General features: G+C 55.1%; 24 protein-coding genes. 3 read left to right on the top strand and 21 right to left on the bottom strand.

Annotated features, from left to right (window positions below; translation table 11 throughout):
- Nucleotides 1-33: 33 nt before the first annotated feature.
- Nucleotides 34-510, bottom strand: coding sequence for a low molecular weight protein-tyrosine-phosphatase (locus ACFO9Q_RS13035; RefSeq protein ID WP_379182591.1), 477 nt, complete (start codon nucleotides 508-510; stop codon nucleotides 34-36).
- A complete protein-coding gene (locus ACFO9Q_RS13030; protein WP_379182773.1) occupies nucleotides 511-1143 on the bottom strand; it encodes a trimeric intracellular cation channel family protein in 633 nt (210 codons plus the stop codon).
- A 219-nt stretch (nucleotides 1144-1362) separates the two neighbouring features.
- Here ACFO9Q_RS13030 and ACFO9Q_RS13025 point away from each other — a divergent pair, with 219 nt between their 5' ends.
- Entirely contained in the window at nucleotides 1363-2016 is a 654-nt protein-coding gene (locus tag ACFO9Q_RS13025; RefSeq protein WP_379182588.1) for a thiamine diphosphokinase, read from the top strand.
- 36 nt (nucleotides 2017-2052) lie between these two features.
- On the opposite strand, the gene ACFO9Q_RS13020 is transcribed toward ACFO9Q_RS13025, so the two are convergent.
- From ACFO9Q_RS13020 to ACFO9Q_RS12940, 17 genes are all read right to left on the bottom strand, one after another.
- Nucleotides 2053-4047 carry an endonuclease MutS2 gene (locus tag ACFO9Q_RS13020; RefSeq protein ID WP_379182586.1) on the bottom strand — a complete coding sequence of 665 codons (1995 nt, stop codon included), beginning with the start codon at nucleotides 4045-4047 and terminating at the stop codon, nucleotides 2053-2055.
- A gap of 485 nt (nucleotides 4048-4532) precedes the next feature.
- Nucleotides 4533-5312, bottom strand: a complete 780-nt coding sequence (locus ACFO9Q_RS13015) for an MBL fold metallo-hydrolase (protein ID WP_379182584.1) — start codon at nucleotides 5310-5312, stop codon at nucleotides 4533-4535.
- Nucleotides 5309-5983 carry a GNAT family N-acetyltransferase gene (locus tag ACFO9Q_RS13010; protein WP_379182582.1) on the bottom strand — a complete coding sequence of 225 codons (675 nt, stop codon included), beginning with the start codon at nucleotides 5981-5983 and terminating at the stop codon, nucleotides 5309-5311. The genes ACFO9Q_RS13015 and ACFO9Q_RS13010 overlap by 4 nt, the downstream gene beginning before the upstream one ends.
- A gap of 18 nt (nucleotides 5984-6001) precedes the next feature.
- Nucleotides 6002-6673, bottom strand: a complete 672-nt coding sequence (locus ACFO9Q_RS13005) for a GNAT family N-acetyltransferase (protein ID WP_379182580.1) — start codon at nucleotides 6671-6673, stop codon at nucleotides 6002-6004.
- A gap of 33 nt (nucleotides 6674-6706) precedes the next feature.
- Entirely contained in the window at nucleotides 6707-7567 is an 861-nt protein-coding gene (locus ACFO9Q_RS13000) for a carbon-nitrogen hydrolase family protein (protein WP_379182578.1), read from the bottom strand.
- A gap of 43 nt (nucleotides 7568-7610) precedes the next feature.
- Nucleotides 7611-8966, bottom strand: coding sequence for a HAMP domain-containing sensor histidine kinase (locus ACFO9Q_RS12995; RefSeq protein WP_379182576.1), 1356 nt, complete (start codon nucleotides 8964-8966; stop codon nucleotides 7611-7613).
- Nucleotides 8963-9661, bottom strand: coding sequence for a response regulator transcription factor (locus ACFO9Q_RS12990; protein WP_379182574.1), 699 nt, complete (start codon nucleotides 9659-9661; stop codon nucleotides 8963-8965). Before ACFO9Q_RS12990 ends, ACFO9Q_RS12995 begins: the two co-directional genes overlap by 4 nt.
- A gap of 107 nt (nucleotides 9662-9768) precedes the next feature.
- Nucleotides 9769-11058 carry a chromate efflux transporter gene (gene chrA / locus ACFO9Q_RS12985; protein WP_379182572.1) on the bottom strand — a complete coding sequence of 430 codons (1290 nt, stop codon included), beginning with the start codon at nucleotides 11056-11058 and terminating at the stop codon, nucleotides 9769-9771.
- Nucleotides 11059-11181: 123 nt separating this feature from the next.
- Nucleotides 11182-12741: an ABC-F family ATP-binding cassette domain-containing protein gene (locus ACFO9Q_RS12980; RefSeq protein ID WP_379182569.1), complete on the bottom strand. Its 1560-nt coding sequence runs from the start codon at nucleotides 12739-12741 to the stop codon at nucleotides 11182-11184.
- A gap of 129 nt (nucleotides 12742-12870) precedes the next feature.
- Nucleotides 12871-14478 (bottom strand): serine/threonine protein kinase, encoded by a 1608-nt coding sequence (locus ACFO9Q_RS12975; protein ID WP_379182567.1) that lies wholly within the window; start codon nucleotides 14476-14478, stop codon nucleotides 12871-12873.
- A gap of 142 nt (nucleotides 14479-14620) precedes the next feature.
- Nucleotides 14621-15637, bottom strand: coding sequence for an SAM-dependent methyltransferase (locus ACFO9Q_RS12970; RefSeq protein ID WP_379182565.1), 1017 nt, complete (start codon nucleotides 15635-15637; stop codon nucleotides 14621-14623).
- A gap of 28 nt (nucleotides 15638-15665) precedes the next feature.
- On the bottom strand, nucleotides 15666-16010 hold the full coding sequence (locus ACFO9Q_RS12965; RefSeq protein ID WP_379182563.1) for a cyclic-phosphate processing receiver domain-containing protein: 345 nt from the start codon (nucleotides 16008-16010) through the stop codon (nucleotides 15666-15668).
- A 1-nt stretch (nucleotide 16011) separates the two neighbouring features.
- Nucleotides 16012-16842, bottom strand: a complete 831-nt coding sequence (locus ACFO9Q_RS12960) for a deoxyribonuclease IV (RefSeq protein WP_379182561.1) — start codon at nucleotides 16840-16842, stop codon at nucleotides 16012-16014.
- A 12-nt stretch (nucleotides 16843-16854) separates the two neighbouring features.
- Complete coding sequence (locus tag ACFO9Q_RS12955; protein WP_379182559.1) at nucleotides 16855-17670, bottom strand: Fpg/Nei family DNA glycosylase; 816 nt, start codon at nucleotides 17668-17670, stop codon at nucleotides 16855-16857.
- Nucleotides 17671-17711: 41 nt separating this feature from the next.
- Nucleotides 17712-18524, bottom strand: coding sequence for a TIGR01457 family HAD-type hydrolase (locus ACFO9Q_RS12950; protein ID WP_379182771.1), 813 nt, complete (start codon nucleotides 18522-18524; stop codon nucleotides 17712-17714).
- Between the two features lie 23 nt (nucleotides 18525-18547).
- Nucleotides 18548-19855, bottom strand: a complete 1308-nt coding sequence (locus tag ACFO9Q_RS12945) for a ribonuclease H-like domain-containing protein (protein ID WP_379182557.1) — start codon at nucleotides 19853-19855, stop codon at nucleotides 18548-18550.
- Entirely contained in the window at nucleotides 19852-22137 is a 2286-nt protein-coding gene (locus tag ACFO9Q_RS12940) for a DEAD/DEAH box helicase (protein ID WP_379182554.1), read from the bottom strand. Before ACFO9Q_RS12940 ends, ACFO9Q_RS12945 begins: the two co-directional genes overlap by 4 nt.
- A gap of 205 nt (nucleotides 22138-22342) precedes the next feature.
- Between ACFO9Q_RS12940 and ACFO9Q_RS12935 the strand changes: the two genes are divergently transcribed.
- A complete protein-coding gene (locus tag ACFO9Q_RS12935) occupies nucleotides 22343-22618 on the top strand; it encodes an autorepressor SdpR family transcription factor (protein WP_379182769.1) in 276 nt (91 codons plus the stop codon).
- A gap of 2 nt (nucleotides 22619-22620) precedes the next feature.
- Nucleotides 22621-23259: a DUF1648 domain-containing protein gene (locus tag ACFO9Q_RS12930; protein WP_379182552.1), complete on the top strand. Its 639-nt coding sequence runs from the start codon at nucleotides 22621-22623 to the stop codon at nucleotides 23257-23259.
- Nucleotides 23260-23262: 3 nt separating this feature from the next.
- Here ACFO9Q_RS12930 and ACFO9Q_RS12925 read toward each other — a convergent pair whose 3' ends face one another.
- Nucleotides 23263-24231, bottom strand: a complete 969-nt coding sequence (locus tag ACFO9Q_RS12925) for a metal-dependent hydrolase (protein WP_379182550.1) — start codon at nucleotides 24229-24231, stop codon at nucleotides 23263-23265.
- 118 nt (nucleotides 24232-24349) lie between these two features.
- On the bottom strand, nucleotides 24350-25294 hold the full coding sequence (gene rnz / locus ACFO9Q_RS12920) for a ribonuclease Z (protein WP_379182548.1): 945 nt from the start codon (nucleotides 25292-25294) through the stop codon (nucleotides 24350-24352).
- Nucleotides 25295-25313 lie beyond the last annotated feature (19 nt).

Raw genomic sequence — 25313 nt, 5'->3', positions numbered from 1 at the left:
TTCTTTTTTCTACTACAACTGTTGTGTTAAAAGCTACTGCAAATCGCTCCGAATGCGCTCCACCAGACGCTCGCAGCCTTCCTTCACCAGCTCGTACACATAGTCGAAGTTGCCTGTGTAGTAAGGATCCGGAACATCAGGCGTGCCGCGCTCCGGCAGCAGATCCATGAACTTGAACACCTTCGTCTGAGGCGATGAGGCAGCTCCGATTAACTCCTTCACATCCGCTTCATTCTTGGAATCCATGCACACGATGTACGAGAACTCCGCAGCATCCTCTGCCCGGAACAATCTTGCGCGCATGCCTTCATAAGAGATGCCGTGGGCATCCAGCTCCTGGCGCGTTCCTTCATGCGGCGGATGGCCCAGGTGCCAGTCCCCAGTGCCGGCAGAATCAACGGTAACCTGCGCGTCCAGACTCGCTTCCTTCAAGAGATGACGCATAACCGCCTCCGCCATGGGGGAGCGGCAGATGTTGCCTAAGCAGACGAACAATACACTAGCTTGCATCTATTGTTGACCCTCCTTCGTTAGACCTGCAGGCTTCAGCGACCGGCGAGGCAGCTTCCACTTGAAGTAGACGGATAACATCCGGAACAAGATGACGATCACGAATAAGACGAGCAGCTCGTACGTGGAGCTGAACCACTTCAGTCCAATGGCGAGCCCGGCGAGCATGGCCCATACGGCATAGATCTCATCCTTCAGCACCAGCGGCTTCCGTCCTGCCAGTACGTCACGGATTATGCCTCCGCCGATGCCCGTCAGCATGGCCGCCACGAGGACAGCGCTGAGCGGATGCTTCATCTCTGTCGCATAGAGCGCTCCTTGGATGGCGAATGCGGATAAGCCGATTGCATCGAAGAACGCTTCGCTTCTCCTCCAACGCTGAATCCAGGATACAGGCAGGATGAATGCGATCGTCATCGCGATAATCGCGATCCTAAGCAGATCTCCCTGATTCCATAGTGTCGTGACTGGCATGCCAATGAGCAGATTCCGCACCACACCGCCGCCGAATGCGGTCACGAGCCCGAGGACGAACACGCCGAGAATATCATACTCTTCTTCCATGGCCACGACCGCGCCGCTCACTGCGAACGCAATCGTGCCGATAATACTGAACACGTCGAACACATGCAGATCCAACCTTAACTCCTCCGCTCCACGATCATTAGACCGAATGCAGACGCATCCGGTACTGTCCTTCCCCATTTTAGCCCCCTCTATCCCCCAGTGCAACGACAAATTTCGCACGAATGTCGATGAATTGCATGGAATGTACTGGTTTTATAAGGCGGATTACGATTATACTGAGGATTATTAGGTAGAATGTTCGGAATTGCAGGAGGAACGATGATTATGTTAGCTGCTGATAGAGTACTCATATACACCGGCGGTCGGCTCGGCCGCTGGGCGCTGGAACAGAGGAATGCCGATGATCTTATCATTGGTGCTGACAGCGGAGCACTATTCCTAATAGACCATGGCCTGAAGCCTCATCTCTCCATTGGAGACTTCGACTCGGTGACGGCAGGAGAGCTGGACCTTATTCGAGCTGAGAGCTGGGAGACGCTCGCCTGTGACCCGATTGACAAGGATTATACAGATACGGAGCTTGCCTTCCGCCATGCGCTGGACATAGGCGCGAGAGAGATTGTGCTGCTGGGCGCACTAGGCTCCCGCTTCGATCACTCTCTCGCGAACGTCCATCTGCTCATGCTGGCGCTGGAGCAAGGAGCTGCAGCTTCCATCGTGGACGAGAACAACCGGATTCGGCTGTGCAGCTCCAGCTTGTCGTTAGTGCGTGAGCCTGACAGGCCCTATGAGAATGTCTCTCTCCTTCCCTTGACCGCTTCGGTGCAGGGCGTCACACTGGAAGGATTCATGTATCCGCTCCACGAGGCAGAGCTGCGCATCGGCCAATCGCTGGGCATCAGCAATGTGATGAAGGACGATGTGGCGACTATCTCCGTGAGAGACGGAATACTACTCGTCATTGAGAGCAGGGATTGAGACAAGTTGTTGCTATATGCGCTTAACTGCTAAGCACTACAGCTTAGTGCCGTCGTCAGGCGGTGTTATGATGGTCAGCCCTTCCACATGCTTGCGGCTAAGCTGCTTCCGCGCCTTGCGATTCTCCTTCGTGTCGAACACAATGTCCATGTCGTAATTCTCCCCCGGGTAGAGCTGATCCTTCGCGATATACAGTCGCAGCCGCTTCTGATTGAAGGTCAGCTTCTTCCCCTCCACTTGCACAATGACCTCCCCGCGCTCATCTGCAGGCCGGTAGACGATGCCTGTTCGCTTCAGCGGGTAGATCCACACGTTGTCTCCTGACTCCAGCGGCTTCTTGGCTTCCTTCGTATGGTCAACATTCCTCCTCGTGCGAGGTCTCTCACCCAGACTCTGCTGCTCTTGCTGCCGGCCCCCTTCAATACTTCCATAGCTTGGGGTGCCGAGACTGCTTGTAAGACTTGCATCTCCCCTAGTCGCCTCCTCGCTCCCTCCGCTTACAGTCCGCTCAACTAGCAGCACCTCTGCCCGCCGCATAACCTGCTCAGGAAGTCCGTAACGCCGTGCAATGGCGAACGCATGGCTGTCTCCCGCCTCTCCCATCACGAGCCGATATTCCGGCTTAAGAGTCTCGGCATCGAACGCCATCCGCGCATTGCTGCAGCCGGGTGTCCGGGAGGCGAATGTCTTAATCTCATTGAAGTGGGTCGTAGCCGCAGTCAGTGAACCGCGGTGCAACAGCTCCTCGAGCACTGCAATAGAGAGTGCGATACCCTCCCCGGGATCCGTCCCCGCGGCCAGCTCATCCAAGAGCAGCAGGGATCGTGAGCCTGCATGCTTCAGCATCTCCTTAAGCACGCTGATATGCGAAGAGAAGGTGCTAAGCGACTGCTCTAGACTCTGGCCATCTCCGAGATCCGCTTCAATGTGCTGGAACAGACCGATGCCGCTCCCGCTCCCTGCCGGGATGAGTAGACCGGACTGGACCATGAGGGCTAGCAGTCCGATTGTTTTCAACGTGACGGTCTTGCCTCCGGTGTTCGGTCCAGTAATCATCAGCTGCTTGAATGCGAAGCCAAGCTCCAGTGTTAGCGGCACAGCATTCGGCCCGAGCAGAGGATGCCTGGCTTCCACTAGACGGACTGCTGGAACATCCAGCAGCTCAGCTGCGCGACCGTTCATTGCAGTCCCAAGCTTGCCGCGCGCCATGATGAAGTCGAAGGCAGCCATCGCCTCAAGATTCAGACGCAGCGATGCATTATGCAACTCGGCCAGTTCGGATAGTTCCGAGAGAATAATCGTTCGCTCTCGTTCCTCCTCCGCATGCCACTCCTGCAGCTCATGCTGCAGCTCTGCCACATCGGCAGGCTCGACGAAGAGGGTCTGCCCGCTTGCCGACTCATCCCATACCGTCCCCGGCACCTGCTTGCGCAGCTCTCGCTTCACCGCGATGACGGATCGCCCTCTTCGCTTGCTAATGATAGGCTCTTGCAGAGCGGACTTATACTTCGACAAGGTGTGCTCCAGCTTCTTGTGAATCTTGTCCTCTACGGCATAGATATGCCTTCGGATGGAGCTTAGTCTAGGACTAGCCCCATCTGTCAACTGACCATATCGAATGCAGCGTGCCAGCTCCTCACGCAGCTCGGGGCAGTCATCCATCGCACTGGCATAGCCGGCAATCGTCGGTGCGGTCTCCCGCTTGCTGTCCATATACCTTCTCATCTGCGCGACAGCCGCCAGCCACGAAGCTAGTTGATCGAGCTCCGACTCCACATAGATTCTCCCCTTGCCCAGCAGCTGCAGGAACGGTTCAATCCCTTCCATCGCGGACAGCGGGACACTTGCTCCTGCGTTAAGCAGTGCCGCTGCTTCCTCCGTCTCGATCAACCAGGCTTGAACCTGCCTGCGTTCCGAGCTGGGCTTCAGCTTCGAGGCGAGTGCACTACCCGCCGGAGACACGGTGTAACTGAGCAGCATATCCTTCACCTTGTCGTATTCTAATCGCTGCCATGTCGCTTGATTCATCATCTCTTCGTGACATCTCCTTATAAGTTGGAATAATAGTGGTAAGCAAAAAAAAAGAAGCAGGAACAGAACGCGGGTGCGTTCCATTCCTGCTTCACGTACGGCAAATAAACCAGTCCTATCTGTACTAGCGGGCATAAAAATGCAGGTACAAAAAAACCGTGCTCCTAAGAGCACGGTGATAGGGCCGCTGCCGAATGTTATTCAGGCGGGAAACCTTCCACATGTTCTTAACTCATGGATCAGACGGGGCATGTGGACAAGACGATATAGACCTGCCTTATTCGCAATCATTCGCATAATAAGGGCATGGCATCGGTTGTACAAGCATGTTGGTCTGATGTATCCAATTCTAGGAGTTAAGAACACCGGCAAACATTAAAATTTCCCCTCTCATGCCGTTCGTCACGGCACAATGAATAACAATATCTTATTACTGTAACGAATGGACGAGGTGGTTGTCAAGCTTCAGCTGCAATGGCTGTCAGCTACAACTGGACCCTCATCCCCGTCCTAGCGAAGCCTGCACACTCTGGCACCCCATAGCTGCGAGTGAGGTCAATATCATGAGACATATGCGTGAACAGCGTCTGCTGAGGCTGAAGAACTTCCAGAAGCTCCATTGCCTCCACTACGTCATAGACAGACCTCGTCTCATAGTCATAGGGCTCGTGATAGAAGCTCGTGCCTAGAATGAGCAGCTCCAATCCATGAAGGGGCTTCTGCTGCTCGAGCGTCAGGCCAATCGCATCAGAGCAATAGGCCCAAGCCTTGCCAGACGCAGTATTCTCGAAGCGGTAGGCATAGGAGTAACCGTTCTTCCCATGGTTGACCTTCCAGCAGGAGGCAAGCCAGCTCCCAAGCTGCACAGATTCATCGATAGGCTGGAAGTGAATATGCCGATCGAGCCAAGGGAACCGGTCCAGTATCTCCACAATAACCTCAGCTGGAGCATAGGCTTCTCCCCTCGACCCTTGCCATCTGCAGGCGTCAGCCCATTCAACTAGTCCGCCGATATGATCGAAGTGGGCATGGGTGAGCAGGATGCGATTCACTGTTCGGAGCCCCGCGGCTTCCATCTGCCGGCCCCAGTCCGGACCGCAGTCGATCAGCATCTCGCCAGCTTCAGAGTCGCTGATGTGCAGGGAGGATCGAAGCCGACGGTTGTGACCGGACCCTCGTGCCTCTTCACAGACCTCGCAGCTGCAATAGACACGGGGAACCCCCATGGAGTCCCCCGTTCCTAAGAAGGTTAATTCAGTCGTCATAGCGGCAGCAAGGCAATCCTGTCACGTGACTGAAGCCCTTCCATCATCTGAAGCCATTCGGCTGGCTTATTCGGCAATGCCGTGTAGTAGCCTTGCAGGAACTCTTGCACAAGCGATGCAGGCAAGCTGGCAAGCTCTTCGTCTGCGGGCAGGAAGCACAGATCCAGTCCCTCGACCGCTTGCCCTTCATGATCCCAAGAAGGATGAACATAGCTCAGATCCAGACGCTTATACCCGATATGAGACAGCACTTCGCGCCTCACATATGGATTCATTGGCGTTACACCACCGAAGTCATGCTCTCCAGCCACCATGTATGGATTGTAGATCTCCGCGAACATACCGAGTGACTGTGTACCAGACTCACGTGCAAGTCTCTCCAGATCTCGCTCCCGACCGCGCAGCAAGAATCGACCGATGCCGAGAGACGGCTTGCCGATAATCGTGAAGTCAGTCATGCCAACCTTAAGATTCGAATAATAGCGGTATTCCGTAGATCCAACCACTTCCTCATCCAGCACAGCCACATACACATGAATCGATGAATCCTGCAGCGGCTCTCTCCATAGCTCATAGGCCAATACTTCTTCAGGCGGGAAGATCGTCTCCAATAGCTTATGTAACGAAGCAAAATACTTGTCCTCAATAGATGTAATGCGATGATAAATCATACGAAACGAATCTCCCCTTCATAATGAACTTGAATTAAAAGGATTACGCCATTCCATTAATACCGCATAATTCAAAGATTGTTCATCTTCCAAATACTGCTCAGATATGCCGACCGGCACCCGCCCGCAGCGCAGCAAGAAGGAGATAACGGGGTCATTCCATTCCCCTCTAAGCACCCGCTCGAGATACTCCTCAGGAGTCGCTTCCCCGGCATGAAGATGATAGCCAGGCATCCTGCCCCCGCCAAGCAGCCGATTCAGCTTAAGCTGAACAACCGTCTCATACATGGTCTGCATGAGCCACTTGCCTATCCCCGTCTTGCGGAACTCGGGCACGACACAGATATCAACCACATAGAGGGTGTGGCCGGTCGAATCGTGGTTACGAATATAACCGTCATCAGTAATGGCAGACCAGCTGTGCGCCTCCTCCACCGCCTCATCGGATACGATCAGCCCCGTCATGGAGCCAATGAGCACCCCGTTGACCTCTGCACACAGCGCCCCTTCCGGGAACCGCACCACATGCTCGGTCAACTGCTCCTTGGACCACCACAGCTCCTCAGGGAACGGCGGCGGGAAGCTTACCCTCTGAACCTCAATCAGTCCGTCGAAGTCTCGCTCCGTATAGGTCCGAATGACCGCTTGAACCGGCTTCCCCTCATGGTACACATACAGCTCCTTACGCATGTCTGAACCCACGCCCCTTCACGACTTCAAGACCTAAGACCAGTCGGTATACAGATCCGTCCTGCGATCTCGCCAAGTCGTCACTGACCCTGCCTTCCGTACATCATCCAGCAGGCTGAGATCCAGGTCAGCGACAATGAGCATATCCTGATTGACATCCCCTTCACTCATAATGCCGGCAGGCGGGAATGGAATATCATTCGGTGTAATAACGGCTGCTTGGCCATAATTAGCGCGCATGAAGTCTACCCGGCGCAGCGAACCGACCGTCCCCGTAGTGACGATATACACCTGATTCTCCACCGTCCGTGCATGACAGCAATAGCGAACGCGATAGAAGCCATGCCGGTCATCCGTACACGAAGGGCAGAAGATGACGTCCGCCCCCTTCGCCCTTGCCATCCGAACGATCTCCGGGAACTCTATGTCATAGCATGTCAGCATCGCAATCGTCCCATATGGAGTCTCGAACACAGCCAAGCCGTCGCCAGGCGCCATGTCCCACTCTTCCACCTCGGTTGGCGTCAGATGAATCTTCGCTTGTGTATCCACACGGCCATCCGGGTGAAAAAGATGCGCCGTATTCTGCCGCTTCCCGCCGCCGACATCCACCACATGCGTGCCGCCAACAATATGCATATTGTATTCAGACGCAAGCTGTCTGAACAGCGCCAAGTAAGCTTCAGTGAACACAGGAAGCTGGTCAATCGGCAGCGGCTTCCCTGCTTCGTCCCCAATGGAGAGCAGCTGAGTCGTTAGGAACTCAGGGAAGAGCACGAACTGCACTCCATATTCAGATGCGTTACGAACGTAGTGGGTCACTTGACTTGCAAATTGCTCGAAGGAGCTAATGTCCTCCAGATGATACTGTACGGCTGCAACACGGTATTTCATCGAGCATGGTCTCCCCTCTCCACGGGCATCGTTACAACATCCCTTATCTTCTCTGCTTGAACTGAATCGTTATCGTTGTGCCGAGATCCGGCAGGCTGAACACACTAATCTGACCTTCGTGAAGATCAACTATACGCTTCGCGATAGACAGGCCGAGGCCAACGCCTCCAGTGGAGCGGCTTCGCGCCCCGTCCACACGATAGAAGCGCTCGAACAAGTGAGGAATCTCATTTTCAGGGATGCCGATTCCTTTGTCTCTTACGTCGATTTTCACAATATTCTTGTTCAGTGCGATGGTGACATCGATCGGATCCTTGCTGTACTTGATCGCATTGTCGAGCAGGATGACGAGCAGCTGCCGGATCTTGTCCTTGTCTCCGACCATTCGGACGACGCGTGATATCGGCTTCACTCGAATCGAGCGTTGGAAGGTCGTCTGAAGCATGCCTGCCAGCTCATCCACCAGTTGGACGACATCGAACATCTCCTGCCGCAGCCAGTCCTCTTGCTCCGCCTCGGCGAGGGTCAGCATCGACTTCGTCAGATTCTGCAGCCGCGCGGCTTCCATATCAATCGCATCAATCGCTTCATTGCGGATGTTCTCATCATCCCGTCCCCAGCGCTTCAGCAGACCAGCGTAGGAGCTGATTACGGTAAGAGGAGTCTTGAGCTCGTGGGAGGCATCTGCGACGAACTGCTTCTGCCTGGCGAACGTACGGTCGAGCCGCTCAATCATCTGATTGAACGCCCTCACTAGCTGCTGCAGCTCTGCCGATTCCTCATGTCCATGCAAGTCAATCTGCCGCAGCTTCCCGCTGCGATCGATCTCCCTCATCGTATTCACCATCTGGCCGATCGGCGCAGTGAGCCTCGAAGTGAACCAATACGTACCGAAGATGGCGAACAGAATCGCACCTCCGCTCGTGACGCTCAGCGCTGCGACAAGAATCTGCAGATAGTTGTCCAGTTCATTCAAGATACGGTTCACTTCAAGCATAGCCACGACCTTGCCATCCTTGTAGAGCGGAACCCTCATGTATAGAATTCGCTCTCCGCCCTTCGTCTGCATGCCCGTCTGATGCTGATCATAGAACACGGCGGGCAGCTCCAGCAGAGCTGAATCCGACCCGCTAATGTTGGCCACCTTGCCATCCGGCAGGATGATTCGAATGACCTCATCTACATTGTAGTATTCATTCAGCAGCTCCGGATCGGTCAGTCTCGTCGTCGTCTGAATCTGCGGGTTGTCCAGCATGAGATTCACCTTGTTGGCGATTACCTGCTCCTCGCTCTGCGTCGTTATCTTAATCACATAGAAGTAGACGAAGATATTGAACAGAATGAGGATGAAGATGAACCAGAATATGGTGAAAAGCGTGAACCGCTTTCGCAGCGTCATGCGTCAGGCTCCTTAATCATATAGCCGACTCCGCGTACGGTGTGGATGAGCTTGTGGCGATAGCCCTTGTCGAGCTTCTGCCGAAGGTAACGGATATACACATCTACGAGATTGGTCTCGCCGATGAAGTCATAGCCCCACACCTCAGAGAGAATATCCTCGCGCGACTTCTCCTCATTCTTGTGCTCTGCCAAGTAGACGAGCAGCTCGAATTCTCTAGGGGTCAGATCGATAATAATCTCCTTGCGGAACACCTTGCGGGTGCGCAGCTCGATGTTCAGATCGCCAACTGTCAGCTGGTCTGACCCTTCCGCCTCCTTCGGGTTCTGCTGGAAGATACGGAGGATGTTGCGCACCCTCGCAAGCAGCTCCTCCATTGCGAACGGCTTCGTAATATAATCATTGGCACCGTGCTCGAACCCGCTTACCTTGTCAGGAACGGTGTCCCTGGCTGTAAGCAGCATGACCGGAACAGGGTTGCCCGCTTGTCTAAGTCTGCGTAATACTTCTATCCCATTCAGCTCTGGCAGCATCACATCCAGCAGAATTAGGCTCCACTCTTCGCTTGTTGCCATCTCATAGCCCTTGCGTCCATCGGCCGCTGTTCCTACCGTATATCCTTCATGCTCCAGCTCGAGCTGCAATATTCTTGCAATCCCTGCTTCATCTTCTATGACTAATATGCGTTCTTTCATCGTGATGTCCACCTGCTTCCAGAATCCCTTAGGGGTAGTAGTTGAATGTAGCATAATACTTGCTGATATCATAATGGAAGGATCCTGTATAAAGCAAGCAGGCCGGGCTACAGGAAGAGTAGGCCGGCCGTTGCTGCGAACAGGACAACCTGCCAAGGCTGTCGTCTCCATAGATGTAACATTAAGAAGGCCAGCAACACCATGACGAAGTGAAGCGGCTGCTTCACCGTATCGATCCACACCGGGTTATACAGGGCCGCGAGCAGAAGTCCCACTACCCCTGCATTCACGCCCATCAGCGCAGTTCGTGCCCGCTTGCTCCTCTGCAGAGAGCTCCAATAAGGCAGTGCCCCGGCTAGGAGCAGGTATGAGGGCAGGAAGATGAAGGCAATTGCAACGGCAGCGTACAGCATGCGCTGCGGGCCTTCGGTCATCGCCGCGCCGATATAGGCAGCGAAGGTGAACAGTGGACCGGGAACCGCTTGAACGGCGCCGTAGCCGGCCATGAACTGCTCGGTTGTAAGGCCGCCCGCTGCGCCGACAACCTCTTGCTCTAGCATAGGCAGAACGACATGCCCGCCGCCGAATACGAGCGCCCCCGCGCGATACGTGTTGTCAGCGAGGGAGATGAGCGGCGAATCCATCGTACGGGCAGCTAGCGGAAGCAGTCCCATGAGTATGACGAATATGGTTAGTGCTAACCACGCTCCGTAACGACGGCGTTGTGCGGGAATGGCAGGGGCAGAGGTAACAGCCGCCTCCGGCGCCTGAAGCCAGGCTAGTCCTATTGCAGCGCAGACGACGAGTGGAATTAGCTGTCCCCATACGCCCGGCAAGAGGAGTGCTGCACATGCTGCACTAATAGCGAGCGTAGCCCGCTTACGGTCGGGAGCGAGCGTCGTCGACATGCTCCATACGGCTGACGCCACGATGGCAACAGCTGCCAGCTTCAATCCCTGCAGCCAACCTGCACCCGCGATTGAGGAGCTTCCTGCCGCGTAAGCGAACAGGAACATGAGGAGCGCTGACGGCAGCGTGAATCCTAGCCAAGCAGCTGCAGCTCCCGCCGATCCAGCCCTTCGCATCCCAATCGCCATTCCCAGCTGACTGCTTGCAGGTCCAGGCAGGAACTGGCAGAGAGCGGTTAGCTCCGCGAAGGTTCCTTCCGACAGCCAGCGCTTCCGCTCTACATACTCATTACGGAAGTAACCGATATGAGCGGAGGGGCCCCCGAAGGAGGTTAGCCCGAGCTTCAGCGCCGTCCAGAATACCTCGACTACTGCGCTTCTCCCTTGTTCAAGGAGCTCATTACTCGGATGGATACTGTTCGCATGAACAGTGATCGCTTGCCCCCCAGATTGCGACTGCTCCTGCTGAGCTCCAGCTTGCGGCTCCATGAATTCAATCCTCTCCCTCACTCAACTTGAATCCGAACGGGAGCTTTCCCTCTATTTCGCCCCGCAACACCAACCCGAATCATTGAAGGTGGTGTCATTCATCGATCCTGCAATCAAGCACGCCTACACGCGAGCCTGCTGCATCGACCAAGCTTCCACATCCCATACCTTCGTGACCCAATCCTCGTAAAATTCCGGTTCATGCGAGACGAGCACGATCGTGCCCTTGAACGCTTGCATCGCACGCTTCAGCTCATCCTTGGAGGCGACGTCCAAGTGGTTCGTCGGCTCATCGAACAGCAGCCAATTGCTCTCGCGGAGCATCAGCTTGCACAAGCGAACCTTCGCCTGCTCGCCGCCGCTCAGCTGGTTCATCGCACGGGTAATATGCTCGTTCTTGAGCCCGCAACGAGCAAGTGCAGCACGCACCTCATGCTGATTCATAGAGGAGAATTCATTCCACACTTCGTCAAGCGGTGTATTCGTAGGTGCCTTCACTTCCTGCTCGAAGTATGCAGGGTGAAGATAATCCCCCCGGTAGGTCTTCCCGTCCAGCGCCGGAATAACCCCGAGTATCGTCTTCAGCAGCGTTGACTTGCCGACGCCGTTGCAGCCTACAATCGCTACCTTGTCGCCGCGTTCGAGCACCATATCCATGCTAGGGAGCAGCGGCTTCGTATATCCAATCGACAATCCTTCTGCTTCGAAGACCGTCTTGCCGCTCGTCCGCGACTCCTTGAAGGCGAAGGTAGGCTTCTGGGCTTCCTCCGGCTTGTGAATCCGATCTAGCCGGTCGAGCTGCTTCTCACGGCTCTTGGCGCGGGTCGAGGTTGATGCTCTTGCCTTGTTCCGCTGGATGAAGTCCTCTTGCTTCTTAATGTACTCCTGCTGCTTCTCATAAGCCTCAATATGCTGAGTCTTGTTCATCTCCGCCATATCGAGGAATCTCTCATAGTTGGCCGTATATCTCGTCAGCTTCGAGAATTCCAGATGGTAGACGATGCTGACAACTGCATTCATGAACGCCGTATCATGCGAGATCAGGATGAGAGCATACGGATAATTACGCAGATAGTTCGTTAGCCAAGTAATATGCTCTTCGTCTAGATAGTTCGTAGGCTCATCCAGCAGTAGGACCGTCGGCTTCTCCAGCAGCAGCTTCGCAAGCAGAACCTTCGTCCGCTGACCCCCGCTTAACGCGGCTACATCCCGGTCCAGACCAATGGCATTCAGCCCCAGTCCCTGAGCCAGATCCTCCACCTTCACATCGATGAGGTAGAAGTCTCCAATCTCCAGCTCCTCTTGAATCTCCCCCATCCGCTCCAGCAGCTGCTCGAGCTGATCCGAATCTGCCTCTGCCATCTGGGCTGCAATCTCATTCAGCTCCTGCTCGAGCTCCAGCATCGGGAGGAATGCTTGCTTCAGCACATCCCGAATCGTCAGTCCAGGCGTCAGCTTCGTGTGCTGATCCAGATAGCCGTACCGCACGCGCGGCGTCCACTCCACCTTGCCTTCGTCCTTCAATAGCTTGCCCGTCAATATATTCATCAGCGTTGACTTACCCGTTCCATTCGCGCCGACGAGGCCGACATGCTCTCCCGCCAGCAGGCGGAACGATACATCCTTGAATAACGTCCGATCTCCGAACGTGTGCGACAACTGTTCTACCGTTAACAAGCTCACTTTGTTCATTGCTCCATTCTTACTTGCTCATATATTTGGTCGACTCCATGCTTCGCTGCGAGGTCAACAGTGATTCTGGCAGAAGCACCGGAAGTGATGAGTGGCCTTTTTTTCACCCGTACTATTGTATCATATGCGTTCCGATCTTGTGTGCATTTCTCGTAAAAGCACGTCCGTAAGCGGCGTCATCGCCCTCTCCAGCACCTTCCTCAGTCTCGGATGATCGGTCGCCCACTTCCCATCCCATACCAGATTCAGCCATTCCTCCTGTGGGAGCTGAGGGATGGCAGCAGCCGGGCGCATCGGGAGCATCTCCAGCCATTCCCTGCGATGCCGGAACGAAGCGTCCTTGTTCACGACCCATAGGATACGCGCGCCTAACTGCTCTGCTTCGCCGCTGAGCTTCTGCAAGGCAATAAGCCGATGAGCCTGCCACTTCGCAGGATGGGGGTCTGCAACGATAATCAGATAGCTGGATCTCCTGATCCAAGCGGATGCTCCCGCTGTCTCCCACTGGCTGGACAGATCCATCAGGGTGAACAGGCTAGGCTGCTGCCCAAGCATCAGCTTCAGCTTCTCCTGCTCATCCTGGGTAGTCCCGTTCGTACGCGGCTGCAGACCGTTCCACCATACCCCGTGGCGATGCCAGCTCCTGTACAGCCCATCGGCAGACACTCGCGAAGCGGATGGGGCAGGCTGAAGCAGCGGCACCCACTCCGAGCTGGGAGAGGGATATTCTGCAGCCGAGCACGGATAGCCGCGAAGACCGAGCAAGTGGGCGAGAGTGAGGGTGAGGAAGGTCGCGCCGGCACCTGGTGACAATGCAAGTACGTTAATTAGCATGGAAGGCGAAGCTTGAGCAGAAGTCCGCGGATGGCCATGAGCAGACGAGGCTGCAGGTGAGTGCTTACCTAAGGAGTACGATAGCAGAGCTTGCTCAACCTCAGCTATCGAGCCATGTCTTCTCTCCGGCCTTGCTTGCAGCATTCGGCTTAAGGTATCGACGAAGGTCCTCGGCACATCATCACGCTGCTGCAGGAGCCGCATCGGATCGCTCGATGTTCGTTGCAGGAGAGGCGAAGGATACCGCTTGCCTCCGCTCAGCATATAATAGAGCAGCGCGCCCAGACCATAGATGTCAGTACGCTCATCACTCTGCTCACCGCTCTCTTGCTCTGGAGCCGCGAAGCCTGGCGTGCCAAGCCGCATCGTATCTGTTCGCTGCCCCGACTTGAACTCACGCGCAATACCGAGATCGATCAGTCTCACATTGCCGTTCTCCTCCAGCATCACATTCGATGGCTTCAGGTCCCTATGGATAATTCGTGGAGTCTGCCCATGCAAGTATGCGAGCGCTGAACAGAGCTGCAGGGCAATTGTGATGACTTCATGGAAGCCCATCTGATTATTCATCCGCTCCATCCGTGCAGCAGCCGTCTCCCCATGGATGAAGTCCATCACGACAATCTCACATCCCGACTCCTCCCTTGGATAATAATCCACAATCAATGGCAAGTTCGGATGGCTCAGCCGCATCAGCATCCAAGCCTCAACCGGCTGCTGAGCGGCCATCTCTTCGGCAGCATCCTCCGCCAAGGCCGTCACCTTCATCGCCCTCAGCTTCCCTTGCAGCCTCGTATCCTCAGCTGCATACACGACACCCATTCCTCCACGACCAAGTGTTCCAATAATGCGATAACGGCCTCCTACGAGCCTTCCCTCATCCCATGCCTGCATGACGATCTTCCTCCTCCCGGGAAAGACAAAAATCCCGACCTCACCTAATCGAAGTCGCCTTCGCTTAAGTCAAATCGGGATGCCTTCCCATGTCCTATATATAGCTACTCTATCATAGCACTAGCAGACGTACAATCTCTTCCTACTTCTTCTGCAGATGGAGCGTGATCTCCTCGCGATTGTGGAACAGCTGCTTCGCCTTACGCAGATGGAACACCGTGCTTAGCCGCTCCTTCACCTCGCGAATCGTCTGAAGCGGCTTGCGATGCATCAGCTTCACGGTAATAATCGCGGTCGCGCCCGGAGCAAGGGCGTCCTTAAGATCGGTGATGAGCCTGCACATCTGCATCGGACTCCAGCTCATATCACAGACGAGCAGGTCGAAGGTGCCAGGCTTGAAGGACACTTCAGACGCATTCTTCCTGAGTGCTGTAAGCGTCGTATAAGCAGCAAGAGAGGGATGCAGTTCAGCCGGATCAACAGCCGTGACACGAAGTCCTCTCTCTAGCAGCAGCGAGGTCCAGCCTCCAGGAGCAGCCCCGATGTCCAGCGCTTGGCGGAAGTTCGCATAATTCAGCCCGAAGGTCCGCTCAGCCTCGAGCAGCTTGAACTTGGCACGTGAGATCTGCCCTTCTTCCCGCTGGAAGCGAACTGCGCCTCCCGGCCAATCGGACAGCATCTCATCCGGCTTGCCGAAGCCGATGTACAGCTGATCCTTAGCCGCATAGATCGCAATGATGATATCAGGTTGCTGCACGACAGGCTCTGCGTCAACCTCCAGCAACACCGCATCGATGACAGCCTTCGTATCGGCTGCCGAGTAGGGGTAACTTGTCCCTGAAGCACGTCTGACGTGAACAGCTGTCATCCGTCCTTCGAAGGTAAGCTTCGCTCGACGTATCGTATCCGATAGACTCTCCAGATCATCGGCATTGCCTGTAATGCTAATCGTGCGATCCACGGGCTGCACATGCCTCAGGAAGATCGGCTCTTCCTCTCCAATCGCACGAAGAGTAGCCTCTCGATCCAACGGACTGTCGAACTTGAACACTTCTCCAGCCGCTAGTTGGGTATATGTAACCCCTTGTATGACACGGCGCAATTCCTCCATCGCATACGGCGAATAGGGGCTGTTGGCCGTTCCAATCCACTCACTCACTTAAGTCGCACCTCTTTCTCTATATCCCTCAGCCTGACTTAGCCTCTGTAGCAATCTGCTCCAGCCTAAGAGCAGGCATCGGGCCGTTCACAAGCTTAACCTCCATCGGCGCATGGGCCGACAGCTGATGGTACATCTCCATGCGGCCAGCCGTGCTGGACGTATGCAGATAGATCTCCTGCGGGTATCGGCCGATCGCCACGATATGCTTGACGACCTCGATTCCCGTTGGTTCCCCCCAGCCCAGATCATAATCGAGGGACAGCACGCCGATCTCCTCTTCATCGAGGAGAAGACAACATTCCTTAGCACTCCCTGCAAGCACGAAGCCTTGCGGACACGCTCGGTAATCATCCAGATAGAGGTGAATCAATCTAATCTCCCCATTCACGAATAAGATTCAATTGCGCGTTGTAGGTGCCATCCTCATCTGGAGGCGTTTCCAGTATAATCGCCGCTTCAGCAAGCTCTGGCAGTCCGACCAGCCACTTCATTCCGTCCACCGGAATATGGCCTTGCCCGAGTGCCGCATGCCGGTCCCGCTTCATCCCGGCAGGATGGAGCGAATCATTCAGATGCACCGCAGCGATGGAAGACATCACTCCCAGCTGACGAGCCTTATCCGCCCACTGCGCCTCCCGCTCCCCGTTCCACGTGCCGCTGGCGAACAGATGACAAGTATCCAAGCAATAGGCAATCTTGTCTGGCTCCTTGCATAATCCGCGAATCTGAGCAAGCTCCTCCATCGTCGTCCCCATGAAGGCATGGTCCCCCGCTTGGTTCTCAATGAGCAGCTTCGCCTTACCAGACCAATGAGAGGTTATGAGATTCAGACTATAGATAATATTCCGGTACCCGTCTAGCACATTCCTGCCCTTGTAGATTCCGAAGTGCACCACAACCCCCACTGAGCCGCAAGAATCCGCAATAGCCAGATCATTAAGCAGGGAGATCGTCGTCTTCTTCACCTGCTCTTCATCCCCTGCCGCCAGATTCGTCGGATAAGGGGAATGCGCGATGGATACTATCCCATGCTCACGGCAGAACGAAGCGCAGCGCTCACCATCCGCGTAATCAATAGCCTTAGGCGTAAGACTTCGAGGATTCTTCGGAAAATATTGATAAGCAGACAGCCCCGCCGCCGAAGCCGCTCTGGCCGCTGCATGATAGCCTCCGCGAATGCTGAGATGGTATCCATATCGCATGGAGCGTGTCACCTACTGACTCTTCTGACAGGCAGGGCATACGAAAGCCTTGCGAGAGGACACCTCGAATTGCTCAATCACAGTTCCGCAGCGGACGCACGGCTCTCCGCCGCGATCGTAGATCTGGCAGTGGTCGTTATAACCGCCGGTCACTTCATCCCCCGCAGTAAGCGGCTCTTCCATATAGCCGCCGCGGGCAGTCGCCTCTCGCAGCACGCTGTGCATAGCCTGATAGAGACGTTCCCAGGTGGATGGCTCCAATTCGCGAATGCGGGCATCCGGTCTAATGGAGGCGGCGAATGCAATCTCGTCAGAGTAACAGTTGCCGATGCCAGAGAGCACATGCTGGTCGACGAGTGCCGGCTTCAATACGCCGCGCTTGCCGGAGAATCTGGCTATGAATGCTTGCAGACTAAGACGCTTATCGAAGGGATCTGGTCCGAGCTCTCTGAACTTCGCTTCCACTTCCTTGACGGACAGCAGATGCAAGTAGCCGAGTCTCAGCCCTATGAAGTATAGATTGCCTGTCGTGAGACGTATGGTCACCTGAGCCGTACGATCCGGCTTCTCCTCCTCGCTGCCGAAGAAGATGGATCCACCCAGCATGAGATGGAGCACGAGTCTCTTGCCATTGTCAAGGTGCATAACCAGATGCTTCCCGCGGCGCTCCACATGCCAGATCGTCCGTCCATGGAGCCCGTCTTGGAACTCCTGCACGGATAGGTTAATTGACTTCTCTCGTGTTACTTCCGTCCCGGTAATCTGAGCACCGGCGATTCTAGGGGCAAGCTGCGCCCGATAATGCTCCATCTCTGGTAGTTCCGGCATGCCTAGTTCAACTTCCTCTCTGCCTGTTCGCTATCCTTCTCTTATAGCCCGATCCCATTCATTATATACTGCCTAAGCTCATCTAGTGTAGGAATGACGACATCCGGCTCGCAGTCCGCCAGCTTCGCATAATGACTATAGTTATCGGGGGTAGTAAGTCCTGTCAAGACGAGCACGGTGCCGCAGCCGGCAGCGTGCCCTGCTGCTATATCAGTGGCGAGGTTATCCCCGATGACCCACGTCTGATTAGCTGATAAGCCAATGTCATTCAAGGCATAGTCCATTAATATGGAGGAAGGCTTGCCAATCACGATGGGCTCGGTCCCGCTCGCGGCACGAAGCATCGCTCCGATGGATCCAGCCCCCGGTATGAGTCCGTTCTCACCTGGAAGCAGCAAGTCGGGGTTCGTCATGATGTATCTTGCGCCCGCGCGAATACAGCTTACTGCATGTGCAACCTTCGTATAGGTGAGCTGCCGGTCAATGCCTTGAAGGACATAGTCCGGCTCGCCAGCCTCAGTCAGAGTTAATCCCGCTTCTTCCACCGCTTCTGTAAGACCAGACTCCCCAATGATGAATACCGTTGCGTCAGGCTTCACGCTTGCTATGTACGTCGCAGCCGCAGCCGCTGATGTGCACACTTCCTCTGCTCTCGCAGGAATGCCCATCGCTTCAAGACGCTCGGCCACTGCTCGTGATGATGCAGAGGAATTATTCGTAACGAATCGATAGGCAATGCCCTGCTCCTGCAGCATGTGGAGGAGAGTATCTGCCCCCTCTATTCGCTTAGAGCCATGATATAAGGTTCCGTCTAGATCAATGAGCAAGCCTTGAGGTGTACTCAGTGTGTTCATTCTATGCCGTGCATTCCTTGTATTCAACTGGTGTGCCTCCCGAGCTTCCGCTCCAGCCTCTGCGTCCGATTCCGAAGCGCGTCAATCTCAGCCTGTCGCTTCTTGTCGCGTCGCGACAGCAGCGGATGACTTAAGGCTCTCTCCAGAGCTTCTCTCGCATATAAGTAAGCTGTCTCGTAATCCTTCAGCTTATGTTCGTTGTACATGGCCAGCTCAATATGAGCCTCATTCGCAGACGAGGACGTGTACTTCTCCCTCTGCAGGACAGCCTTCTGCCACAATAACACAGCCCGCTGCCAATTGCCAACCTTCTTGTCCCTGGATGCCAAGGTCATCAACGTCGCTGCGGAAGCGGCCGTAGACTGAGCTGCAGCCTCATAGAATGGCTCAGCAATAGAGGCGGCTCCGACTCTCTCCAGCCATAGCCCCGTTCGAACTAGCTCCTCAGGCTCAGTTGGCAGCGGAATATACTGACCCAGCCTGCCTGACAGCAGATGTCCGAAGCGTATGGCTAGGCAAGCAAGCGACAGCATATCCGTCCCATTATGGAGGAACACGCCGTGAAGCGGCTCGGGATTGCCCTCGGCGAGATACTGGAAGTAGAGCTGCGGAGCCATTGAGCCCGGCACATCATCCTTGCGATAGATGCCCAGCCTCTCCTCCTCAACATGCGACAGCCGGCAGGAGGCAAGGGTATTGCGCCAGATACTCCGTGCCGGATGCAGGAAGTCAATATGCATCGGCTCCCAGATGTCACGCCCGAAGCCGCTCAGGATGAAGCGATTCTGCATGACCGGCCAATCGAACGTCCTTCCATTGTAGGTGACGAGATAGCGGAAGTCCTTCAGCTTCTCCTGCAGATCGAAGAGCATTGCCCTCTCCTCGGCAGGATGGCGAATGAGGGTCTGTTCGACGATGAATTCTGTCGATTCACAATACCCGATTCCTACCATGAACGGAACATTGCCGGCTCCGACGCCTAGTCCCGTCGTCTCCAGATCGAGGAACAGCAGCCTCTCCTCCGTCATCTGCTCGCCTTGATGGAAGGACGACAAGTATGGCGCCGCAATCGCAAGCTCGGACAACCGATGATGGCCGTGAACATAATCTAACGGGTACCTCACTTCGCGTACAAGATAGCTTCCATGCGCATTCGAGCGTTGAACGACCCCCATCGGCGCCCAAGCAGGAGAGAGCTCCTCGTCTTCAACCTCATCCTCACCCTCATCTGGAGGCTGGTTCAACTTGGCATCGTCATCCTTCGGATTCACCAGCTCCTGCTCCGCAGGCTGCGTGCCGCGAAGCCGATTCATTCGATCCCGCAAGCTCACTTCACACCACCTGCTTCCTGCAGCAGCTGGAGCGCTTGCTGCTTGCCTAACAGTCCAACCTCTTCAATCGGACCGACGCAGGCGGGACAGCCGCTTAGACAGGTACAAGATTCAATGAGCGATTGCGCTTGGCTAATCAGCTTGTCATGCACCTCGTACAGCCGCTCGCTGAGGCCGATGCCGCCAGGGTAACGGTCGTAGAAGTAGATTGTCGGCCGCTGTGTGTGCACCGCCTTCACCTGCGGGACGACACGAATATCGAACGGGTCGCACATGAGATAGAGCGGTGCGATATGCACGAGGACATTGGCAATGCCCAGCAGCGCGTATTGCATCTCATTCTTGCTCTTGCGGGCGGCCGCTTCTTCGCTGAAGGCGAACCAATAGCCGCTCGTATGCAGCTCTTCTTCCGGGAGATGGATCGGTCCGGAGCCGATATTCTCATGTGTGCGCAACCTGATCTTCTTGAAAATCGTAGGCTTCGCATTGACCGTCAGCTCGCCGTACTGCAGATCTAGATCTCCGGCCTGCCGCTCCTTGTCCACATGCAGCACCTTCAGCTCAACGGCTAGATTCGCATCGGTATAGTAATCGACGTTCACCTCGCGCACGTAAGCCTTCTTCTCGGGATAATCCAGCTTCTCCACTTGATACTGCACTCCCTCATGGATGTAGATCGCTTCCTCGTGAATGAGCGTCGGGGCGCTGAAGCGGTCCACCTCACCGAGAACCCGATGTCCGCTAGTCATATCGACGATAACGAAGTTCTCCTGCGCCGCTGTGCGCAGGGAGATATTGTGAGCCGGGAAGGACTGCTCCATCCAGAACCAGCGATCCCCCGCCCGGTGCAGCACCTTCTCCTCGACTAGAAATTCCATCATGTCTTCCAGCGACTCGGATCCGAAGGTATCCCCCGCTGAGAAGGGAAGCTCATAGGCTGCACACTTCACATGGTCAATCAGGATAAGCAGATTATCAGGATGGATAAGCGCTCTCTCCGGCGGACGATTGAAGAAGAAGTCAGGATTCTGAATCATGTATTGATCCAGCGGATTGCTGCTCGCCACCATGAAGGTGACCGAGCTCTCATGGCGTCGGCCGGCCCGCCCGGATTGCTGCCACGTGGAAGCGATGGTTCCCGGATAGCCGTTCAGCACGCAGGCTTGCAGCTGTCCGATATCAATGCCAAGCTCGAGCGCATTGGTCGACACAACCCCTCGTATCTCGCCGCTTCGCAGTCCCCTCTCAATCTCACGCCGCAGCTTCGGCAGATAGCCGCCGCGATACCCGCGAATCGTGCGGTCATTCACCTTATCCTTAATTAATTCCTGCAGATAGGTAAGGAGCAGCTCCACTCGAACACGGCTCCTCGCGAAGACGATCGTCTGGACGCCTTGCTTCAGCAGCAATCCTGCGAGCTTCTTCGTCTCAAGGACGCTGCTCCTGCGGATGCCGAGCTGTCGATTGACGACTGGCGGATTGTAGAACACGAAGTGCTTCTCACCCATAGGGGCTCCGTTGTTGTCCACTAGCGTAACCGACTCCCCGATTAGCCGCTCTGCGTGCTCCTTCGGATTGTCAATCGTCGCAGAAGCGCAGATGAACTGCGGGTTAGACCCGTAGAACCGGCATATTCGCTTCAGCCGCCGAATGACATTCGCCACATGGCTCCCGAATACGCCGCGATAGGCATGAAGCTCATCAATAATAATGTATCTCACATTCTCGAACAGCTTCACCCACTTCGTATGATGCGGCAGTATCGCAGAGTGCAGCATATCCGGGTTCGTCACCACGATATGTCCCGCATTGCGGACGACCTGGCGAACAGTCGGCGGAGTATCACCGTCATACGTATGGGTCTTGAGGTCTGTCTCCATCAGATCGGCAAGCTTCTGCAGCTCCGCCACTTGATCCTGGGCGAGCGCCTTCGTTGGGAATAGGTAGAGCGCCCTGCCTTCATCATTCTCGAGCAGGCTCTGCAGCACGGGAAGGTTATAGCATAATGTCTTACCCGAAGCAGTTGGCGTGACGGTGACGACATGATGTCCCGCTCTGACCGCTCGGAAGGCTTCCTCTTGATGAGTATATAATTGATCGACGCCGCGGTCTTGAAGCGCCTTCTTCAGCTTCGGATGAAGCTCCTCCGGGAGAGGGACCGAAGAGGCATCCTTCGCATCAACCGTACGCCAGTATGTAACGTTGTCCATCACTTCTCTATCTTCTCGCAGCATATCCAGCCATTCCTGGAGACCTGAGGCTTTGCCCGTCCAGCGATTCATGACCGTTCACTCCCTGTCCTTGAGGGCGTCTATTTTACAGACGCGCAGTCTATCTTTTATTGTACAGAATGCATGTTCGTACGGCAATTTTAATTTTTATCCAGATTCAGCCTATTGACTCTTGCGCTGGCTCAAGCTATACTGCGGATACATTTAATATTTAGATAATTATCTAATTATTGAACAGAGGAGGAGCCTATTGTCTATCAACCATGCCTTCAAGGCGCTGTCAGACCCGACTAGGCGTCAGATTCTCGACCTGCTGAAGGACCGCGACATGACCGCAGGCGAGATTGCTGACCAATTCCAGATGACGAAGCCGAGCATCTCCCATCACTTGAACCTGCTGAAGCAGGCCGATCTCGTATGGGATGAGCGTCAAGGGCAGCACATCTCTTATTCGCTGAACACGACCGTCTTCCACGAGCTGATGAAGTGGATGCTGTCGCTCCAGCAATCCAAGGACAGGAGTGATCGTTAAGAATGAGTAGATACTACCTCGCTTGGCTGCTCATACTGCTCGCAGCTGTAGGAACCGCTGTTGCTTACCCCGATATGCCCGCCACTATGCCTACTCACTGGGGACCTGGAGGCGATCCGGACCGCTACGGACCGAAGGCTATCGCCCTTTTTATCGTGCCTGCCCTCATGATCTTCATGACTATCCTATTCTGGCTATTACCGAAGCTGGAACGGGCTAACACGAAGAAGCGGATCAAGGAATCCGCTCTTAGCTCCATACTCATGGTGCTTCTGCTCGGCTTGTTCGCTCTACAGGTATTCATTATTGGATACGGCTACGGATTTGAATGGAACCTATCAACGGTGCTGGGACCTATCATCGGCCTGTTGTTCGTCGCAATCGGCAATTATATGCCTCGGCTTGGTCCTAAGCTGTCCTATGGACCAGGATTCAAGCCACACTCCGAACCGATGGATGAGCCTGCTTGGCGCAGTACGAACCGATGGACTTCGTATGCCTTCGTCATTGGAGGTCTTATCCTCGTACTAACTGCGTTCATGCCGAGCGGATCCCAATTCCCAGTCTTCCTGACCGTCGTTATCCTTGTCGGCCTGTCACCTGCTATATCCGCTTATCTCTATAGGCAGAGAGTGAAGTAAGACTTAGACGTGGGGTGGCTCCCACGTCTTCTTGTTCCATCGCAGCTGGTGATGCAGCACCTGCAGATTGCGATCCAGCTGAACCGCTACACCGAACGGCATTCCATCCTTCGTCCAGAATCTTACGTCGCTCCAGGTTACTTCATAGCCGTCCAGCCTCTCCTGCACCTGATAATGGACGCGCTCAGCGAATTGCAGGAAGGCTCTCACGCCGTCAGCTCCCATCGTCGCTGCGACAGCGGGCGGTAGCTGCTCTGCTTGCTTCATAACGGTATGATCAATCGAGATGTGCCGACCGCTTATCATTCCGAGCACCGATCGATCATCGAGCTCCGCGCTGAATTGCCAAGACCTCCCGCTGAGGCTAGGAACCATCGTTAGCCTGCCGTTAAGACCGAATCGCAGCCTCAGCCTGCGCCTGATGAGTCGGCGTGCAGCAAGCCTCCATGAGATATATAAGATAGTCAGGGTATATACGGTGAGGAACAGAGGGGCCGGCGGAAGCACACGAAGAAGCCACAGGCAGGCGCCTGCAGCATGAAGCCCGAATAGATACGGATCGAATAGACATAAGGCATCCAGGTGGACCCACTTGCGCGTTATCGGCCGCAAGCACTGTACTCCGTAGCCATTGCATAGATCAAGGACAATATGCAAGCAGACCGCGATGAAGGCCCATAGCACGACGGTCCATACATAATCAGCCGCCCCGGTGAGCATCGCAATAGGGAATCCGAGCCCCAGTGCCCATAGCATAGGAGCAGGGAGGGAGTGAGTAATTCCCCGATGGTAGCGCACATATGCGGCAGGACCCTTCAATCTGGCCAGCGTATCGAAGTCAGGAGCATGACTTCCTATTAATGTCGCTGCCATGACCGCATACGCAGCCTCATGATGTGCAGCGACGACAGGATCGACCATTGCAAGACCTCCGAGTGTTGCACCCATTAACAAGTGACTCCCTGTATCCATCCTCCGCCATCCCCTTCCGCTATGACTGACACTGTACGGTGCCATCTTAGCAGGCAATCATTAAGGGATTATTCACGAATGATGACGATATTGTAAGGAATACAAGACATGCTCTACTCTAATGAGGGCTGGACCGCTTGCGCTTCGGAACCGTCGTCGAGAACAGATCATAAGCGGCTGTCGTATTCGGATGGTAAGCTGCGGCTTCCTCTTGCAGCTGATACAGCTCCTCCATACGGAACCGGGAGCTGTAATGGGTGAGCAGCAGCCGATTTGCCCCAGCTCTCCTCGCCGTCTCAGCTGCTTCAATCGTGGTTGAATGACCATAGGCATGCGCCTTCTCCTCCATGCCAGCGCGGAAGGTCGCTTCGTGAACGAGCAGGTCGGCGTTCTCCGCGAGCTTGACCGCATTGTCGCAAGGCTTCGTGTCGCCAAGTATCGTGATGATTCGCCCAGGAAGCGGGGGCGCCGTCACTTCAGCAACCAATACTTCGGTCCCGTCTTCCAGCCACACATTCTCCCCGCGCTTCAATTGCCCGTAGAGAGGTCCCTTCGGTACGCCCAGCTGCATCAGCTTCTCTATATTCAGCATCCCGCTCTGCTCCTTCTCTACGACGCGATAGCCGAAGCATGGAACTCGGTGGTCAAGCGAGCCCACCTCTACTCGGAAGTGCACATCCTCATAGAGCAGCCCTTCATCCGTAATCTCCTGAACCATTAACTCATAGTTCAGATAGGCTCCGCTGAGCTCGAAGATCGTATCCAATAGCTGCTTGATACCCGGAGGACCGAACAGCATGAGCGGACCCGCCCCTTCATGATAGGAACGGCTGGTCAACAGCCCAGGCAGTCCATAGATGTGATCACCATGCAGATGAGTGATGAAGATTTTCGATATTTTGTTCAGCTTCAGCGGTGTCCGCAGCAGCTGCTGCTGCGTTCCTTCTCCAGCGTCGAACAGCCAGATATGCTCACACGGCTCTAATAGCCGCAGCGCAATCGAGGTTACATTCCTGTCCTTGGTCGGCCGCCCCGCATTCGTCCCCATGAACCAGATCTCCACTTCTCATGCCGCCTTTCCT

Source organism: Paenibacillus sp. GCM10023252 (assembly GCF_042653305.1).
In the GTDB taxonomy this organism is placed as follows: domain Bacteria; phylum Bacillota; class Bacilli; order Paenibacillales; family Paenibacillaceae; genus Pristimantibacillus.
The sequence above is the reverse complement of the archived record's forward strand: the minus strand, read 5'-3'. Positions and strand labels throughout refer to the sequence as shown.

Coding starts and splice junctions, on each gene's coding strand:
- ACFO9Q_RS13035 (WP_379182591.1), bottom strand. CDS start 510: ATGCAAGCTAGTGTATTGTTCGTCTGCTTAGGCAACATCTGCCGCTCC.
- ACFO9Q_RS13025 (WP_379182588.1), top strand. CDS start 1,363: ATGTTAGCTGCTGATAGAGTACTCATATACACCGGCGGTCGGCTCGGC.
- ACFO9Q_RS13020 (WP_379182586.1), bottom strand. CDS start 4,047: ATGATGAATCAAGCGACATGGCAGCGATTAGAATACGACAAGGTGAAG.
- ACFO9Q_RS13015 (WP_379182584.1), bottom strand. CDS start 5,312: ATGACGACTGAATTAACCTTCTTAGGAACGGGGGACTCCATGGGGGTT.
- ACFO9Q_RS13010 (WP_379182582.1), bottom strand. CDS start 5,983: ATGATTTATCATCGCATTACATCTATTGAGGACAAGTATTTTGCTTCG.
- ACFO9Q_RS13005 (WP_379182580.1), bottom strand. CDS start 6,673: ATGCGTAAGGAGCTGTATGTGTACCATGAGGGGAAGCCGGTTCAAGCG.
- ACFO9Q_RS13000 (WP_379182578.1), bottom strand. CDS start 7,567: ATGAAATACCGTGTTGCAGCCGTACAGTATCATCTGGAGGACATTAGC.
- ACFO9Q_RS12995 (WP_379182576.1), bottom strand. CDS start 8,966: ATGACGCTGCGAAAGCGGTTCACGCTTTTCACCATATTCTGGTTCATC.
- ACFO9Q_RS12990 (WP_379182574.1), bottom strand. CDS start 9,661: ATGAAAGAACGCATATTAGTCATAGAAGATGAAGCAGGGATTGCAAGA.
- chrA (WP_379182572.1), bottom strand. CDS start 11,058: ATGGAGCCGCAAGCTGGAGCTCAGCAGGAGCAGTCGCAATCTGGGGGG.
- ACFO9Q_RS12975 (WP_379182567.1), bottom strand. CDS start 14,478: ATGCAGGCATGGGATGAGGGAAGGCTCGTAGGAGGCCGTTATCGCATT.
- ACFO9Q_RS12960 (WP_379182561.1), bottom strand. CDS start 16,842: ATGCGATATGGATACCATCTCAGCATTCGCGGAGGCTATCATGCAGCG.
- ACFO9Q_RS12955 (WP_379182559.1), bottom strand. CDS start 17,670: ATGCCGGAACTACCAGAGATGGAGCATTATCGGGCGCAGCTTGCCCCT.
- ACFO9Q_RS12950 (WP_379182771.1), bottom strand. CDS start 18,524: ATGAACACACTGAGTACACCTCAAGGCTTGCTCATTGATCTAGACGGA.
- ACFO9Q_RS12940 (WP_379182554.1), bottom strand. CDS start 22,137: ATGAATCGCTGGACGGGCAAAGCCTCAGGTCTCCAGGAATGGCTGGAT.
- ACFO9Q_RS12930 (WP_379182552.1), top strand. CDS start 22,621: ATGAGTAGATACTACCTCGCTTGGCTGCTCATACTGCTCGCAGCTGTA.
- ACFO9Q_RS12925 (WP_379182550.1), bottom strand. CDS start 24,231: ATGGATACAGGGAGTCACTTGTTAATGGGTGCAACACTCGGAGGTCTT.